Annotated in this window: 12 protein-coding genes and 2 pseudogenes; 3 read left to right on the forward strand and 11 right to left on the reverse strand. The window is 61.6% G+C overall.

Translation table 11 applies throughout. The features are described 5' to 3' along the window. Positions 1-121: 121 nt before the first annotated feature. Positions 122-1129: a DUF481 domain-containing protein gene (locus R1A29_RS05615; RefSeq protein ID WP_438300877.1), complete on the forward strand. Its 1008-nt coding sequence runs from the start codon at positions 122-124 to the stop codon at positions 1127-1129. A 119-nt stretch (positions 1130-1248) separates the two neighbouring features. On the opposite strand, the gene R1A29_RS05620 is transcribed toward R1A29_RS05615, so the two are convergent. Continuing rightward, on the reverse strand, positions 1249-1458 hold the full coding sequence (locus R1A29_RS05620; RefSeq protein ID WP_002554837.1) for a cold-shock protein: 210 nt from the start codon (positions 1456-1458) through the stop codon (positions 1249-1251). A 354-nt stretch (positions 1459-1812) separates the two neighbouring features. On the opposite strand from R1A29_RS05620, the gene dcd reads away from it, so the two are divergent. Further along, entirely contained in the window at positions 1813-2379 is a 567-nt protein-coding gene (gene dcd / locus R1A29_RS05625) for a dCTP deaminase (protein WP_438300878.1), read from the forward strand. A 106-nt stretch (positions 2380-2485) separates the two neighbouring features. After that, complete coding sequence (locus R1A29_RS05630; protein WP_065259270.1) at positions 2486-2695, forward strand: hypothetical protein; 210 nt, start codon at positions 2486-2488, stop codon at positions 2693-2695. A 39-nt stretch (positions 2696-2734) separates the two neighbouring features. Here R1A29_RS05630 and pdeM read toward each other — a convergent pair whose 3' ends face one another. The 10 genes and pseudogenes from pdeM to R1A29_RS05680 all read right to left on the reverse strand — a co-directional run bounded on the left by pdeM (position 2735) and on the right by R1A29_RS05680 (position 15664). Beyond that, positions 2735-3391, reverse strand: coding sequence for a ligase-associated DNA damage response endonuclease PdeM (gene pdeM, locus R1A29_RS05635; protein ID WP_438300879.1), 657 nt, complete (start codon positions 3389-3391; stop codon positions 2735-2737). Next, positions 3391-5877, reverse strand: a complete 2487-nt coding sequence (locus R1A29_RS05640; RefSeq protein ID WP_438300880.1) for a ligase-associated DNA damage response DEXH box helicase — start codon at positions 5875-5877, stop codon at positions 3391-3393. The genes pdeM and R1A29_RS05640 overlap by 1 nt, the downstream gene beginning before the upstream one ends. Positions 5878-5936: 59 nt before the next feature. After that, positions 5937-6701 carry an ABC transporter ATP-binding protein gene (locus tag R1A29_RS05645; protein WP_085712923.1) on the reverse strand — a complete coding sequence of 255 codons (765 nt, stop codon included), beginning with the start codon at positions 6699-6701 and terminating at the stop codon, positions 5937-5939. A 13-nt stretch (positions 6702-6714) separates the two neighbouring features. After that, positions 6715-7834 (reverse strand): annotated as a pseudogene (locus R1A29_RS05650) (succinylglutamate desuccinylase/aspartoacylase family protein). A 12-nt stretch (positions 7835-7846) separates the two neighbouring features. Continuing rightward, positions 7847-8557 carry an ABC transporter permease gene (locus R1A29_RS05655; RefSeq protein WP_085712925.1) on the reverse strand — a complete coding sequence of 237 codons (711 nt, stop codon included), beginning with the start codon at positions 8555-8557 and terminating at the stop codon, positions 7847-7849. Further along, positions 8554-9282, reverse strand: a complete 729-nt coding sequence (locus R1A29_RS05660; protein WP_065259276.1) for an ABC transporter permease — start codon at positions 9280-9282, stop codon at positions 8554-8556. Before R1A29_RS05660 ends, R1A29_RS05655 begins: the two co-directional genes overlap by 4 nt. Positions 9283-9339: 57 nt before the next feature. Continuing rightward, on the reverse strand, positions 9340-10122 hold the full coding sequence (locus tag R1A29_RS05665) for a transporter substrate-binding domain-containing protein (RefSeq protein ID WP_438300881.1): 783 nt from the start codon (positions 10120-10122) through the stop codon (positions 9340-9342). 250 nt (positions 10123-10372) lie between these two features. Beyond that, complete coding sequence (locus tag R1A29_RS05670) at positions 10373-12058, reverse strand: ATP-dependent DNA ligase (RefSeq protein ID WP_438300882.1); 1686 nt, start codon at positions 12056-12058, stop codon at positions 10373-10375. Then, a complete protein-coding gene (locus R1A29_RS05675; protein ID WP_134825705.1) occupies positions 12055-13089 on the reverse strand; it encodes a ligase-associated DNA damage response exonuclease in 1035 nt (344 codons plus the stop codon). The genes R1A29_RS05670 and R1A29_RS05675 overlap by 4 nt, the downstream gene beginning before the upstream one ends. 125 nt (positions 13090-13214) lie before the next feature. Continuing rightward, a pseudogene (locus R1A29_RS05680) lies at positions 13215-15664 on the reverse strand (penicillin acylase family protein). Between the last annotated feature and the right edge of the window lie 138 nt (positions 15665-15802).

The following is a 15802-nucleotide window of genomic DNA, read 5'->3' on the forward strand; positions in this document are numbered from 1 at the left end:
CCGTGATCGGGCAATTGAGAAATGAACTCAACAGAAATAGCCGGGTCACTCCTTGTCAGAGGATTATTCCTACGGATAATGCCGACCCCTTTTTTCGCAAACCCGAGCCCCCGATTCGCTTATGTTGTCCAGAACCCTGTTGTGCCTTGCTGTCTTCAGTGCGTCCACGCCCTTGCTTGCCGATACCGTCTGGTTGAAGAACGGAGACAAGCTGAGCGGCAAAATCACCCTGTTCGATGGCGGCAAGTTGCTGGTGCAGACTCAGTACGCCGGTGCCGTCACCATCGACTGGAAACAGGTGAAGACCCTGGAAAGTGATCAGGAACTGCTGGTCAAGCAGGACGCCTACAGCGGCGAGAAAGCCAAGTCGCTGACTGCCGCTGACGATGGCAAGGTCACTCTTGCCAATGGTGAAGCACCGAAAACCGTCGAGCTGGCGAGCATCCAGCAGATTCTCAAGCCCAAGCCGGTGGTCGAGGATCTGGTCTGGAAGGGCAATGTCGATCTGGCCCTGGATTATCAGCGTGCCGAAAAAGACACCAATGACTACGACATCGGCTTCAAGACCTCGGCGCGCCATGGCCGCTGGCGTCATACCGCCGAGGGCGAGTACAACCGCGAAGTCCAGGATGAGGTGGTGACCACCAACAACTGGCGCGCCGAATACGCCCTGGACCGCTTCCTGACCGACAAGTGGTTCTGGCAGGGGCGATTGAACTACAAACGTGATTACGTCGAAGAGCTGTCACGCCAGCGGGTGGTCGGTACCGGTCCGGGCTATCAGTTCTGGGATGACGAACTGGGCGCGTTCTCCCTCGGCTCGCTGCTCAACCGCACCGATTACGAGTACAGCGACGGCGGCAAGGACAACTTCTATTCCGTTGCCATGAAATGGGACTACAACCGCTACCTGATCGGCAAGAAGGTGCAGTTCTTCACCACCGGCGAACTCGGCAAACCACTGTCGGACGTCGCCAACTATGCCCTGGATTCGGAAGTGGGCCTGCGCTACAAGGTGACGGACTGGGCTTCGCTCAATCTGAAGGCCGAGCGTGACATCATCAGCGGCACCAAGGATGCGGATCTGAACAAGACCCGCTACACCGCCGGGTTTGGCGTGGCCTGGTAACGCCGCACACAAAAAAACGCAGCCTTTGTCGGGCTGCGTTTTTTTTGCCTGTACAAAACAGGCGCCCACAAAAAAGCCCCGCTTTTAAGGGCGGGGCTTCCTAGCTAGGAAGCTACAAGTTAGATAACTTGTACTTCTTCAGCTTGCATGCCTTTCTGACCGCGGGTAGCGATGAAAGAAACCTGTTGGCCTTCTTTCAGGCTTTTGAAGCCGTCGGACTGGATAGCTTTGAAGTGAACGAACAGGTCGTCACCGGATTGTGGAGTGATGAAGCCGAAGCCTTTTTCATCGTTGAACCACTTAACGGTACCGGTTTGGCGATTAGACATGGTGTAACTCCTTGAACAAAGATAACTGCGACTCAGGAAGAACCCTGGCCGAGACTGAGTGCAAAGAGCAGGAAAAATTCTTGTAGATGGTTGGATCGAAATTCAACATATCGTGTAGAGATTCTCAGTGACACAAGCAGCACAGTGGCGCCACCTTAACCCTTTTTCCGGAACGTGCCAATGCTTCTTGCGAAGGTTTCTCCGTTTTAAGGATCGGCGGTGTGACGGTTCGTCGCGAAGCCGCGTATTTCCTGCATGTTCGGCGAGATTTGCACCCTGGACTTTGAACCCGGCGGCGCGCCCGGTAAGATGCCGGACAGATTTTTTCCACCTCGCTATTCAGGACACCCCGCCATGAGCATCAAATCGGACAAGTGGATTCGCCGCATGGCGCAGGAACACGGCATGATCGAGCCGTTCGTCGAGCGCCAGGTACGTGGCAGCGACGACAGCCGGGTGATCTCCTACGGTGTGTCGAGCTACGGCTACGATGTGCGTTGCACCAACCATTTCAAGGTGTTCACCAACATCAATTCGGCCATCGTCGATCCGAAAAACTTCGACGCCGGCAGCTTCGTCGACGTCCACAGCGACGCCTGCATCATCCCGCCGAACTCCTTCGCCCTGGCCACGACCGTTGAATACTTCCGTATTCCACGCAACGTGCTGACCATCTGCCTGGGCAAAAGCACCTACGCCCGTTGCGGCATCATCGTCAACGTCACGCCGCTCGAGCCTGAGTGGGAAGGTCAGGTGACCCTGGAGTTCTCCAACACCACCAACCTGCCAGCGAAGATCTACGCCAACGAAGGTGTGGCGCAGATGCTGTTCCTGGAGTCCGACGAGGAGTGTGAAGTTTCCTACAAGGACCGCGCCGGCAAGTACCAGGGCCAGCGTGGCGTGACTCTGCCACGTACCTGAGCCGTCCATCCGGCAGTTACCGGGAATTCTTCGGCGGGTAGACACTCTATGGGGTGTACTGCCCGTTTCGCGAACAGCGGGACGGGCCTTCGCCGAGGAGTGCTCCATGAAGATCGATCCGCAAATCACTGCCGAACTGGCAAGGCTCGAGCCCAATCAGGTTGGCGTATTGGCCTGGTCCTTGTTGGCACACCCGCCCGTCACCCTGGCTGGCGGAATTCCTCACCAGCCTGATCCCGACACCCCCAACGAAGAACCGACCGAGCCCGGCGAGCCTACATTGCCGGACAAACCGCCACCCGCGCCCGTCGCGTGATTGAATGTATGGCCCGTCGACTGATTCCTGAACAGGACCTCAGCCGACGGGCCATATTTCGTTGTCGCCAATGACAAAGATCCGACAGCTGTCTTCCTTCTCCACCGGATAACCGCCGGTGAAGGCACCGAAGGCCGGCAGCAGGCTGATGCGTTCTCCCAGCCTGAAACACGCCAGCCGCAGACGCTGACGCCCTTTGCCGTTCAATCGATAAACCGGATGCACGTGCCCGGCGAGAACATGGCGTTCCGGGTGCGGATCGGGTTCGTGCTGCAAGGCGAAGGGCCCGAGCAGTAACGGCTCCGGCACCACCCGAATATTCAGCGCCTGCGGAGGATCACCGGCACGTTTATCGTGATTGCCGCGAATCAGCGTGATCGGCAGATCCGCATGACGCGCCCGCCATTGCGCCAATGCTTGCAAGGTGTCTGTGGCGTGGGAACCGGGCCCATGCAGAAAATCACCAAGGAAGATCAGTTGCCGACACGGTAGTTTCGCCAGCAACTGTTCGATCACCGCAATGTTGCTCGCCGTGGTGCCCTGCGGCACCGGCTGCCCCAGGCGCCGGTAGGCGGCCGCCTTGCCGAAATGCACGTCGGCAATCAGCAGCGCCTGTTGCGCCGGCCAATACAGTGCCTTTTCCGGCAACAGCCAGAGTTCTTCGCCCGCCAGACGCACAGAATAGGGCGCGCCCATCAGGATTGACCCTTGTCGGCGTTTTTCTCCAGATCGCCGACCATGCGCCGGATGCGATCGGCGAGTTTTTCCGAACTCATGCTTTCGCGCATGCGTTCCACCAGCAGCGGGAAGCCGAGCGGTGTAGGACGTTTGATCAGGTGCATGTCCAGTTTCATCCGGTTGATTCGCTCCAGCGTCTGTTCCAGTCGACGAATATCCAGTTCTTCCCGTAGGACTTCTTCCCCGGCCTGGGCCAGCAACAGATTGTCGGCGTCGTATTGCTTGAACACTTCGAAAAACAGCCCGCTGGAGGCCTGTACCTGTCGGGTGCTTTTCGGCGCGCCGGGGTAACCGGCGAACACCAGGCCCGCGATCCGCGCGATTTCCCGGAAACGCCGCAATGCCAGTTCGCCCGCGTTGAGGCTGGCGAGCACATCCTTCAACAAATCCTCGGGACTGAGCAGGGCGCCGTCCAGTTGCACAGACCAGTCAACGGGTGTGGCACTGAGCAATTCCAGCCCGTAATCATTGACCGCAATCGAGAAGGTCAAAGGCAGGCGCTGGCTGACCCGCCACGCCAGCAGACTGGCCAGCCCCAGATGCACTTGCCGCCCGGCGAATGGATAGAGGAATAGATGCCAGCCTTCGCGGGATTTCAGCACTTCGGCCAACAGGCTGTCGGCTGTCGGCAGGCCCGACCAGCGCATCTGCGTTTCCAACAACGGTCGCAAGGCCTGCATTTCCGGGCTTGCAAACTCACCGAGTGCTGCGGCGCTGAATCGAGCGACCACCGCTTCGGCCAGTTCGCTGGACAGCGGCATGCGTCCGCCATTCCAGCGCGGCACGGCGGCTTTTTTCGCGGTGCTGCGTTTGACGTAGGCGGTCATGTTTTCCACCCGCACCAGTTCCAGCAAGCGTCCGGCGAACAGGAAACCGTCACCGGGTTTGAGGCGGGCGATGAAGCCTTCCTCGACGCTGCCCAGTTGCTTGCCGCCTCCGCCCTTGCTCCAGAATTTCAGATGGATGGAGGCGTCGCTGACGATGGTGCCGATGCTCATCCTGTGGCGGCGGGCCAATCGGGCATCGGGGACGCGCCAGATCCCGTGCTCATCCGGCTCGACCCGACGGTAGTCCGGGTAAGCCGTCAGTGACATCCCGCCATGGCGTACGAACGCCAGCGCCCAGGCCCAGTCTGCGGGCGTCAGGTCGCGATAGGCCCAGGCGCTGCGGACTTCTTCGTACAAGTCATCGGGAATAAAGCCACCGCCCAATGCGATGCTGACCAGATGCTGCACCAGCACATCCAGCGGTTTATGCGGCGACAGACGCGGTTCAATCCGTCGCTGCGCCACGGCATCGCGTGCGGCAGCGGCTTCGATCAGCTCCAGACTGTGAGTCGGCACTAGGGTCACCCGCGACGTTCGACCGGGCGCATGGCCTGAACGCCCGGCACGCTGCATCAGGCGCGCTACGCCTTTGGCCGAACCGATCTGTAGCACCCGCTCCACCGGTAGAAAGTCCACTCCAAGATCCAGGCTCGAAGTGCAAACCACCGCTTTGAGCTGGCCATTCTTCAACGCCTGCTCGACCCAGTCCCGGGTATCGCGGGACAGCGAGCTGTGGTGCAAGGCAATCAGACCGGCCCAGTCCGGTCGTGCTTCCAGCAAGGCCTGATACCAGATTTCCGACTGCGCCCGAGTATTGGTGAACACCAGGCTGCTGGCGCACACATCCAGTTCGGCGACCACCTGCGGCAACATCTTCAGACCGATATGCCCGGCCCAGGGAAAACGCTCGATCTGCGGTGGGAGTAAGGTATCGACCCGTAGCGTTTTTTCGCTTTGCCCCTGAACACTCACGCCACCGCCCTGTGGGATCAACACCTGTTCGGCGTGGGACTGATTGCCAAGCGTCGCGGAAACACCCCAGACGATCAGTCCCGGATGCCAGCGCCGCAGGCGGGCGAGGGCCAGTTGCAATTGCACGCCACGCTTGTTGCCGAGCAGTTCGTGCCATTCATCGACCACGACCATGCGCAAGGTCGACAGCGCCGTTTGCGCGTCGGCGCGGGCGAGCATCAGGGTCAGGCTTTCCGGGGTGGTGATCAGCGTAGTCGGCAGGCGCCGATTCTGCCGTGCGCGTTCGCTGCTGCCGGTGTCACCGGTGCGCAGGCCGACGCTCCAGGGGATGTGCAGATCGTCCAGCGGCGTTTGCAGGGCACGCGCGGTGTCGGCGGCCAGCGCCCGCATCGGCGTGATCCACAGGACGGTCAGCGGTTCGGCAGGCGGTGGGCGTTTGCGGGTTGTCTCTGCGGCAGGCCCGGAGCGGGCAAATCGATTGAGCGCGGCAAACCACACCGCGTAGGTTTTACCGGCACCGGTGCTGGCGTGCAGCAGTCCGGATTCGCCACGCTTGACCGCCGCCCACACCTGCTTCTGAAAGGCGAACGGCTTCCAGCCTTGGGCGCTGAACCAGTGTCTGGCGAAGTCGGTGGAAGTGCCCATGCCGGCGACGTGTGCTCTGAAGGTGTTCCTTCAGTGACCGCGCCGGCCGGGCAATAGTTTTACTTGAGATTGCCGCTGAGGAATTGCTTCAGGCGTTCGCTTTTCGGATTGCCCAGCACGTCTTCCGGCGCACCTTCTTCTTCCACCAGCCCCTGATGCAGGAACAGCACCTGGCTCGACACCTTGCGCGCAAAGCTCATTTCGTGGGTGACCATGATCATGGTCCGGCCTTCTTCGGCCAGGCCCTGAATCACCTTGAGCACTTCGCCGACCAGTTCCGGATCGAGCGCCGAGGTCGGTTCGTCGAACAGCATGACTTCCGGCTCCATGGCCAGGGCCCGGGCGATGGCCACCCGTTGTTGCTGGCCGCCGGAGAGAAAGGCCGGGTACTGATCGGCGACCCGGGCCGGCAGGCCGACCTTGTCCAGATAACGCCGGGCGCGATCATCGGCCTCGGCCTTGCTGCAACCCAGCACCCGGCGCGGGGCCATGGTGATGTTTTCCAGCACGGTCATGTGGCTCCACAGGTTGAAATGCTGGAACACCATGGCGAGGCGAGTGCGCAGACGTTGCAGTTCCTCGGCGTCGGCGACGTGCATGCCGTGGCGGTCGGTGACCATGCGGATCGCCTGGCCGTCGAGGCTCATCGCGCCGTCGTTGGGTTGTTCGAGGAAGTTGATGCAGCGCAAAAAGGTGCTTTTGCCCGAGCCGCTGGCGCCGATCAGGCTGATTACGTCGCCGGTTTTGGCTTTGAGCGAAACGCCTTTGAGCACCTGATGGTCGCCATAGCTTTTGTGCAGGCCTTCTACGGTCAGTTTGTACATGGGACAGGCATCCTCAAGGCGAAAGTAAGTAGCCGCTGCGATAGGCTTCGGCGCCCGCGACGTGGGCGATCACCATGCCGGCCGTGGCCATGCGCCGCAGCGAGCGGGCATAGAGCAGACCGGAAGCGGTGCAATGGACTGGCGTGACCCGGTCGTTGATCGGGTCGATGATTTCGGCGATTTGCTGCCCTGCTTCCAGGTGCTGGCCGGGCGTGGCGGTGTACACCAGCAGGCCGCCAACCGGCGTGGTGACAGGTTCGACACCGGCCAGCGGCGTGGCCGGGAATGGCAGCTCCGGCAGCGGTTTCGAGGCGCCGGCGATGGCACCGAAGTGAGTCAGGTAATCGAGCAGCGCCTGACAGTCACGACTGGCCACGGGATGACTGACGTCGCCCTGACCGCGCAGCTCGACCGTCACCGAGAAACTGCCGAGAGGGAATCTCGAAGTGCTCGCCGAAGCGCTCCTTCAATTGCCACCACAACAGGGTGAAGCATTCGTCGAACGATTGGCCGCCGGAGTCGGTGGCCAGCAGGCTCGCCTGTGATTCGATGTAGCGCGCCAGCGGCTCGACCTGCGGCCAGGCCTCGGGCGTGGTGTAGAGGTGAACCACGGATTCGAAATCGCAGTGCAGGTCCAGCACCATGTCCGCGTCACAGGCCAGCCGTTGCAGGGTCAGGCGCTGGGATTGCAGCTGAGTCGTGGCGCTATGGCGGGCGAGTGCGCTGCGCAGGCTGGTGCGGATCAGTTCGAGGTTGCGCTGCGGGTCGTCGCACAGTTGCGATTCGATTTCGTTGCCTATCTCTTCGCTGAGGTCGACGAACCAGCGGTTGAAATTCTGCCCGCTCTCCAGCTCGTAGCGGCCCAGCGGCACGTCCATCAGCACTTGTTCGAGGCCGACCGGGTTGGCCACCGGCACCAGCACGATTTCGCTGATCAGCCGCCCGGCGGCTTCCAGCTCCGCCAGGCGCTGCTTGAGGTGCCAGGCCACCAGCATGCCGGGCAGTTCGTCGGCATGCAGCGAGGACTGGATGTAGATTTTGCCTTTGGCCTTTTCCGGGCCGAAGTGAAAGCTGTGGATCTGTCGTGCGGTCCCCGGCAGCGGGGCCAGCAGGTCATGTATCTGGTGGCGCATTGCAGAGAGGTCCTAGTGAGTCGGCCCGAGGAAAGCCAGCCATCGGCGTTCGGCAAGACGGAACAGGCCGACCAGCGCAAAGGTGATGGTCAGGTAGATCAGCGCGGCGATACCGAACGACTGGAAGGTCAGGTAGGTCGCCGAGTTGGCGTCCCGCGCGACTTTCAGGATGTCCGGGATCGTTGCGGTGAACGCCACGGTGGTCGAGTGCAGCATCAGGATCACTTCGTTGCTGTAATACGGCAGCGAACGACGCAGCGCCGACGGCATGATCACGTAGGCATACAGCTTCCAGCCGGTCAGACCGTAAGCCTTGGCCGCTTCGACTTCGCCGTGGTTCATGCTGCGGATCGCCCCGGCGAAGATCTCCGTGGTGTAGGCGCAGGTGTTGAGGGCGAAGGCGAGGATCGTGCAGTTCATCGCATCGCGAAAGAATGCATCGAGCATCGGCTGGGCGCGCACGGCGGCCAGGCTGTAGATCCCGGTGTAGCAGATCAGCAGCTGGATATAGAGCGGCGTGCCCCGGAACAGGTAAGTGTAGAACTGCACCGGCCAGCGAATGTAGAAGTGCGGGGAAACCCGGGCAATCGACAGCGGGATCGACACGATGAAACCGATAAAGATCGACGCACTGAGCAGCCACAGGGTCATAGCCAGCCCGGTGATGTTGTTGCCGTCGGTATAAAGGAAGGGTTTCCAGTATTCCTGCAGGAGTTCGATCATCGTACGGCCTCCCGGGCACCGGCGGCGTAGCGACGTTCGAGCCAGCGCAGGATGACGTTCGAGGCACTGGTGATCAGCAGATAGATCAAGGCGGCGAGTACCAGGAAGTAGAACAGTTGATAGGAGCTTTTGCCGGCGTCCTGGGCGGCCTTGACCAGATCCGCCAGGCCGATGATCGACACCAGCGCGGTGGCCTTGAGCATCACCATCCAGTTGTTGCCGATGCCCGGCAGGGCGAAGCGCATCATTTGCGGAAACACCACGAAGCGAAAGCGCTGGCCGCGTTTGAGGCCGTAGGCCGTGGCGGCTTCAACCTGACCTCGAGGCACGGCGAGAATCGCGCCACGGAAGGTTTCGGTGAAGTACGCGCCATAAATGAAGCCCAGGGTGATCACGCCGGCCGTGAAGGAGTCGATTTCAATGTAATCCCACTCCATGACATCGGTCAGCGCGGTCAGCCAGGTTTGCAGGCTGTAGAAGATCAACAGCATCAGCACTAGGTCCGGCACCCCGCGAATCAGCGTGGTGTAGAGCTGGGCAGGCAGGCGCAGCAGTTTTGATTTGGACAGTTTGGCACTGGCGCCCAGCAGGCCGAGCAACACGGCCACCAGCAGCGACAACGCCGACAATTTGATGGTCATCCAGGTGCCTTCCAACAGCAACGGACCGAAGCCCTTGAGGCTGAAGGCGGAGAGCCCCAGATTTTGTAAGAGGTTTTCGAACATAAATCAGCAACCTGAGCGGATGAAAAAGGCGCCCATCGAAGGATGGGCGCCGGTGCATTATTTGCCGCTGTACAGATTCAGATCGCCAAAGTGTTTCTTTTGAATCTCGGCGTATTTGCCGTCGTCGTGTAACGCTTTGATACCTTTATCTAAAAGCGCCTTCAGCTCTTTGTTACCTTTCTTAATACCGACAGCGGTTTTGGCTGGCAGCAATTCGCTGTCAACCGGCTTGCTGACTTCGTACGCGGCACCGTCCGGCGACTTCAAAAAGCCCAGTTCGGCTTGCAGCATGTCCTGGATCGAGGCGTCGAGGCGGCCGTTTTTCAGGTCGGCGTAGACCTGGTCCTGGTTGGCGTAGGCCTGGATTTTCACCCCGGCCTTCTCCAGCACGGCCTTGGCGTAGGCTTCCTGGATGGTGCCTTGCTCGTAACCGACGGATTTGCCCTTCAGCGAAGCAACGTCATCGGTCAGGCTGGAACCCTTCTTGAATACGTAGGCCGTCGGGCCGGAGAACAGCTCGCTGGAGAAGTCGATGGCCTTTTCACGGGCCGGTGTTACCGTCATCGACGAGATCACACCGTCGAATTTATTGGCGTTGAGGCCCGGAATCATGCCGTCGAAGTCGCTTTCGACCCACTTGCACTTGACCTTCAGCTCGGCGCAGATCGCGTTGCCCAGATCGATGTCAAAGCCCACCAGGCTGCCGTCGGCCGCTTTCGACTCGAACGGTGCGTAGGAAGGATCGACGCCAAAACGCAGCTCTTTGTATTCCTTGGCCAGCGCGGAGCCGGCGGCCATGCACAACGCCAGTGCAGAAAGGGTCAGCAATGCTTTTTTCATTATTCAATCCCTAAGAACCAATATGAGCGCTTGTGGCGCAGAATTATTGTTACTGGAACGCTTACGACTTATAGAAAGTAGCAATTTCCGAACCAGAGTCCCGAACAAGTGTTTTAAAAGGTGTAGGAAGGGAGGGTGCAGCGGGAGGAATGCCCGAAAACGGGCACGGAAAATCGGATGCACTGTTTATGAGCATGATCGTTCCCACGCTCTGCGTGGGAGTGATCAGAGTGAGCATCGGGAGGAGGGATCAGACCAGCAGATTCTGCAACGTCGCCAGGTTGTCGGCCTCTTCCACGGTCTTGTCCTGGCGCCAGCGCAGCATGCGCGGGAAGCGCACGGCGATGCCACTCTTGTGCCGGCGCGACAGGGCGATGCCTTCGAAACCCAGTTCGAACACCAGGCTTGGTGTCACGCTGCTGACCGGGCCGAACTTTTCCACGGTGGTCTTGCGCACGATGCTGTCGACCTCGCGCATTTCCTCGTCGGTCAGGCCGGAATAGGCCTTGGCGAATGGCACCAGGGCGCGGGCGCTGGAACCGGGCGGCCCGTCCCACACCGCAAACGTGTAATCGCTGTACAGGCTGGCGCGCCGGCCATGGCCGCGCTGGGCGTAGATCAGCACGGCGTCGACACTGAACGGGTCGACCTTCCATTTCCACCACACGCCCATGTCCTTGGTGCGCCCGACGCCGTACATCGCGTCGCGGGCCTTGAGCATCATGCCTTCGACCCCCAGTCGTCGGGAGGCTTCGCGTTGCCGGGCGAGGTCGAACCAGTCGCTGCCGTTCAGCACCGGGGAGGGCAGCAGCACCGGGTTGTTGCAACGTGTGATGACCTGTTCCAGTTGTTCGCGCCGTTTGATCTGCGGCCGGTTGCGCCAGTCTTCGCCCTGCCACTCCAAAAGGTCGTAGGCGAGGACCACCACCGGTGCGTCTTCGAGGATCTTCCGGTCGAGGGTCTTGCGACCGATCCGCTGCTGGAGCAGGGCGAAAGGTTGCACCGCCGGTGGTGCCGTCGAATCGGGATCAAAGGTTTCGGCGTCAGGCCGTGTGTTTTTCCAGACCACGATTTCGCCGTCGATCACCGTGCCGTCAGGCAAGCCCTCAACCAGCGAGTCGAGTTCGGGAAAGCGTTCGGTCACCAGTTCCTCGCCCCGGGACCAGATCCACAACCGCCCGTCACGCTTGACCACTTGGGCGCGAATGCCGTCCCACTTCCACTCAACCTGCCAGTTGCTCGCCGGGCCGAGCAAGTCTTCGAACTGCTCGACCGGTTGCGACAGACCGTGGGCGAGAAAGAACGGATACGGCTGGCCGCCGCGCTGGGCGTGTTCGTCGCTGGACTCGGGGGCGATCAGTTTCAGGTAGCTGGCGGCGTCCGGCCGGTTGGACAAATCGGTGTAACCCACCAGCCGTTGTGCCACGCGTTTGCTGTCCAGCCCGGCCATCGAGGCCAGGGCACGGGTCACCAGCAGTTTGGAGACACCGACCCGGAAGCTGCCGGTGATCAGTTTGATGCACAGCATCAGGCTCGGCCGGTCCAGTTGCGCCCACAGCGCCGGCAACTGGCGAGCGAGGTATTCTGGGGTTTCACCGCGCAGCGGCAACAGCTTGTGCTCGATCCATTCGGCGAGGCCGGCTTCGGAGGTGTGCGGGTTTTCCGGGAGCACCAGCGAGATGGTTTCCGCCAGATCGCCGACCGCTTGATAGCTCTCCTCGAACAGCCACGGTGTGAGTCCGGACACTTCGACGGCGAGTTCGCGCAGGATCCGTACCGGCACCAGTTGCCGGGGCCGTCCTCCGGACAGAAAGTAAACCGCCCACGCGGCGTCTTGCGGTTCCGCCTGGGCGAAGTAGGCCTGCATGGCCGCGAGTTTCGCGTTGCTGGAGGTGGTGGCGTCGAGTTCGGCGTACAACCCGGCGAAGTCTTTCATGGTTGCACCTCGGCAACGACGGGTTCGACGGCGAGGTTGTCCTGTTCATCATCGCCGTATTCGGTGTTGAAGCCTTGGGCATCAAGCCCTTTTTCGCGCAGGTGGCGGACCAGCACGCCGATCGAGCCGTGAGTGACCATCACCCGTTCGGCACCGGTCTGTTCGATGGCCCACAACAGGCCGGGCCAGTCGGCGTGATCGGAAAGCACGAAACCGCGATCCACGCCGCGCCGCCGACGGGTGCCACGCAAGCGCATCCAGCCGCTGGCGAAGCTGTCGCTGTAGTCGCCGAAACGCCGCATCCAGCTACTGCCGCCGGCCGAAGGCGGGGCAATGACCAGCGCCTGACGCATCAGCGGGTCGTTTTTCTTCACGTCGCCGGCGTAGATCGTCGGCGGCAGGTATACACCGGCCTCGCGATAGACCCGGTTCAGCGGTTCCACCGCGCCGTGGCTGAGGATCGGGCCGAGGGTTTCGTCGATGCCGTGGAGGATGCGCTGTGCCTTGCCGAAGGAGTAGCAGAACAGCACGCTGGTTTTGCCGGCCTCGATATTGGCCTGCCACCACTGATTGATCTCTCCGAACACCTGCGCTTGCGGCTGCCAGCGGTAGATCGGCAGGCCGAAGGTCGATTCGGTGATGAAGGTGTGGCAGCGCACCGGTTCGAAGGGCGCACAGGTGCCGTCGGGTTCGATTTTGTAGTCGCCGGAGGCGACCCAGACTTCACCGCCGTATTCGAGTCGCACCTGAGCCGAGCCCAGAACGTGTCCGGCGGGGTGAAAACTCAAGGTGACGCCGTGGTGGGTCAGGCGCCGGCCGTACTCAAGTGATTGCAGGTTGATGTCCTGACCGAGACGCGCACGCAGAATCCCTTCGCCGGCGCTGGCCGCCAGATAGTGCGCGTTGCCGGTGCGGGCGTGATCGCCGTGGGCATGGGTGATCACCGCGCGCTCGACCGGGCGCCACGGATCGATGTAGAAGTCCCCGGCGGGGCAGTACAAGCCTTCGGGGCGGGCGATAACAAGGTCCATGGCGTTACCGGAATGGAGGGACTTGTTAGCTATGAGGTTTGGGCGAAGTCAGAAGTTCGATTGATTTTGCGGGTCATTGCAAAACCCGTGTGGGAGCTGGGCTGGCTCCCACACGGGGATCGCATTTACTTGCCTGGAGTCAGCGTCAACCGCGTCTTCCCATACACCCGCTCAAAGTTCTGCGGCTGCATCGGCAAACCGATGTACTGGCCCTTGAGCCAAGGATCGATGCCGTTGAGGTAGTTCGGACTGGCCGGGTTACCCGATTGCCCCGTGCCGTTCTGGCCCATCAGCGGTTCGCTCTGGCTGAAGTCGACGATGAAACGCATCGACGGCGCCCGGGTGGTGTTGAAGTCCTGGCCCCAGGCAAACGCCGCCGTGTTCAGAGTAGTGTGGTCACCACCCGCAGCGATCGGACCGCGAACGGTCTGGCCGTTGGCATTTTTCCATTCGTAGCGGTGCAGTTTGCCCCACTGCCAGGCTTTGCGGTCGCCACCCAGTTGGCTGTCGCCGGCGCTGATCGCCGCCGCCAGGCTGCGGGCGAGGATGGTCGGTTTGTCTTCTTTCTGCGGCGTGCGTGCGTCGTCCCAGAACGGACTGTCCTCGCGCCCCAGCAAGTGATCGGCCTGTGCCGAGTAGGACAAGTCGCCGTTGGCGATAAACGCTTTCCACGCCGGGCTGTTCTGCGGGCCGAGTTCGTCGAGGAAGATCTGCTTCATGCTTTCCTGCAGGAACAACTCGTAGATTGCCGCGTCGGCCGAAGTCGGGCTGAGCTTGCCGTCGAATGCCATCAAGCGGGTGTAGGCCTCGCGAGCCTTGCTGCGGTCGGCTTCCGGCAGAGCGTCGATCGCCTGTTTCAGCGGCTGCGCCATGCCCGGGGCTTCGAACATTTTCTTCAGCTTGGCGGCGAAGGTGGTGGTCTGGTCGTACTGCATGGCGATCATGCTGCGACCGTCCTGTTTGCCGCTGCCGGCCAGTTCCGCGAGGCGCTCGCCACGCTCCGGTGCGGCCCAGGAGTTGGACAGTTGCATGCCGTAACCGTGAGGGATGACGCGCTGGTTGGCGGTGCCGAGCCAGCCCTGCGCCGGATCCTGATCGTACGGGTGCAGCATCGGGTCGGCATAACCGTCCCAGTCGTAGCGACCGTCCCAGCCCGGCGACGGCAGCAGGCCTTCGCCTTCGCGGCGGTTCGGGAAACGCCCGGTGACTTGCCAGCCGATATTGCTGGCATCGGCAAACACCAGGTTCAGCGCGATGGCGCGGATTTCCCGGCTGGCGTCCGAGGCCCGTTCAGCGGTTTGCGCGCGGCTCAGATCGAAAAACGCATCGAGGGATTTGTCGTCGGTGAAGCTCGGCGTCTGCAAGGCCAGGCCGAAACCTGCGCCCTGGGCGCCAGCCTGAGCACTGTTGAGCAGCGCGCCGTGGCGGGTTTCGTACACCGCTTCACGAATCGGCCGCTGGCCTTTGACGAAATAGGTTTCGTTGCGCACGCCCAGCGGTTGCCATTTACCGTTGACCTCGTAAGTCAGGCTGCTGCCCTGGCGTCGAATTTTTTCCAGGAACAGGTCCTGGTTGTCGCCGAAGACGCTGGTCGCGCTCCACGCCACTTTGCCGTTGAAACCACCGAGGACCATCGGCAGACCGGCCACGGTCACGCCGGCGGCCTGGTATTTCGGCGCGTGAATCTGCACGAAACTCCACAGCGACGGCGCGGCCAGCGGGCCATGGCTGTCGCTGGCCAGCAGGCTCTTGCCGCTGCGGCTGCGTTGCGGGGCAATCGCCCAGTTGTTCGAAGTGCTGGCACCGAGCAGGTTCATCGCCGCCAGTTGTTCGCTGGCGTTGCTCAGTTCGCTCAGGCCCGGAATCTGCCCGTTGAGCTTGATGCCTTGCAGCTTGTCGGCTTCGGCCACCGGCAGGTTTTCGTCGGGGGCGGACGGGGTCAGCCAGGCGAGTTTATCGGTGGTGACGGTCTGCGCCAGCACCAGCGAGGCGATTTCTTCTGGCAGGTTGGCCGACTGGCTGAAATTCAGCAGGCAGAAAATCAGCGCCGAATCTTCCGGTTTCCAGTATTCAGGCTTGTAGCCGCTGGAGGCCAGATCCCCCGGCAACTTGTCGGCGTAGCGGAACAGGTAGGCGTTGACGCCCCGCGCATAAACTTCGAAGAAGCGCTTGAGCCGTGGCGACGACGCCTTGTACAGCTCGCCGGCGCTTTTCTTCAGGTTGATGGCGCGCATGTAGCGGTCGGTGTCGAGCATCGAAGCGCCGGACATTTCCGCCAGACGCCCCTGAGCCAGCAGGCGCAGGGTGACCATCTGATTGATGCGGTCGCTGGCGTGCACATAGCCGAGGGCGAACAAGGCGTCGTGGAAGCTGTTGCTTTCGATCAGCGGCATGCCCATGGCATTGCGGCGTACCGAAACGTTCTGCGCCAGGCCCTTGAGCGGCTGTACACCGGAGGTCGGCGGGAGGAGTCCTGAGCGTTCCAGGTCTGGCAACCGGAGAGGCTCAGGACACCGGTCACTGCTGCGGCAACGCCGAACCGGGGAAGAAAATGTGAAAGGGCTGGCGAGGCCATGGCAAAGCTCCTGCGGGGGTGTAGAGGCTGGGGGCGCAATAAAGCCGCTACGTTAGTGAGCAGGAGGGGGCCGCGCAAGCGGGGCGAGCGGTTATTTCTTCCCGTTGATCGTTCCCGCGAACGGGAACGATCGGGCCG

This window comes from Pseudomonas sp. NMS19W (genome assembly GCF_051554255.1).
Lineage (GTDB): Bacteria > Pseudomonadota > Gammaproteobacteria > Pseudomonadales > Pseudomonadaceae > Aquipseudomonas > Aquipseudomonas kribbensis.

Excerpts from the sequence above, each read along its gene's own strand:
- R1A29_RS05615 (WP_438300877.1), top strand. The coding sequence starts at position 122 with ATGTTGTCCAGAACCCTGTTGTGCCTTGCTGTCTTCAGTGCGTCCACG.
- R1A29_RS05620 (WP_002554837.1), bottom strand. The coding sequence starts at position 1,458 with ATGTCTAATCGCCAAACCGGTACCGTTAAGTGGTTCAACGATGAAAAA.
- dcd (WP_438300878.1), top strand. The coding sequence starts at position 1,813 with ATGAGCATCAAATCGGACAAGTGGATTCGCCGCATGGCGCAGGAACAC.
- R1A29_RS05630 (WP_065259270.1), top strand. The coding sequence starts at position 2,486 with ATGAAGATCGATCCGCAAATCACTGCCGAACTGGCAAGGCTCGAGCCC.
- pdeM (WP_438300879.1), bottom strand. The coding sequence starts at position 3,391 with ATGGGCGCGCCCTATTCTGTGCGTCTGGCGGGCGAAGAACTCTGGCTG.
- R1A29_RS05640 (WP_438300880.1), bottom strand. The coding sequence starts at position 5,877 with ATGGGCACTTCCACCGACTTCGCCAGACACTGGTTCAGCGCCCAAGGC.
- R1A29_RS05645 (WP_085712923.1), bottom strand. The coding sequence starts at position 6,701 with ATGTACAAACTGACCGTAGAAGGCCTGCACAAAAGCTATGGCGACCAT.
- R1A29_RS05655 (WP_085712925.1), bottom strand. The coding sequence starts at position 8,557 with ATGATCGAACTCCTGCAGGAATACTGGAAACCCTTCCTTTATACCGAC.
- R1A29_RS05660 (WP_065259276.1), bottom strand. The coding sequence starts at position 9,282 with ATGTTCGAAAACCTCTTACAAAATCTGGGGCTCTCCGCCTTCAGCCTC.
- R1A29_RS05665 (WP_438300881.1), bottom strand. The coding sequence starts at position 10,122 with ATGAAAAAAGCATTGCTGACCCTTTCTGCACTGGCGTTGTGCATGGCC.
- R1A29_RS05670 (WP_438300882.1), bottom strand. The coding sequence starts at position 12,058 with ATGAAAGACTTCGCCGGGTTGTACGCCGAACTCGACGCCACCACCTCC.
- R1A29_RS05675 (WP_134825705.1), bottom strand. The coding sequence starts at position 13,089 with ATGGACCTTGTTATCGCCCGCCCCGAAGGCTTGTACTGCCCCGCCGGG.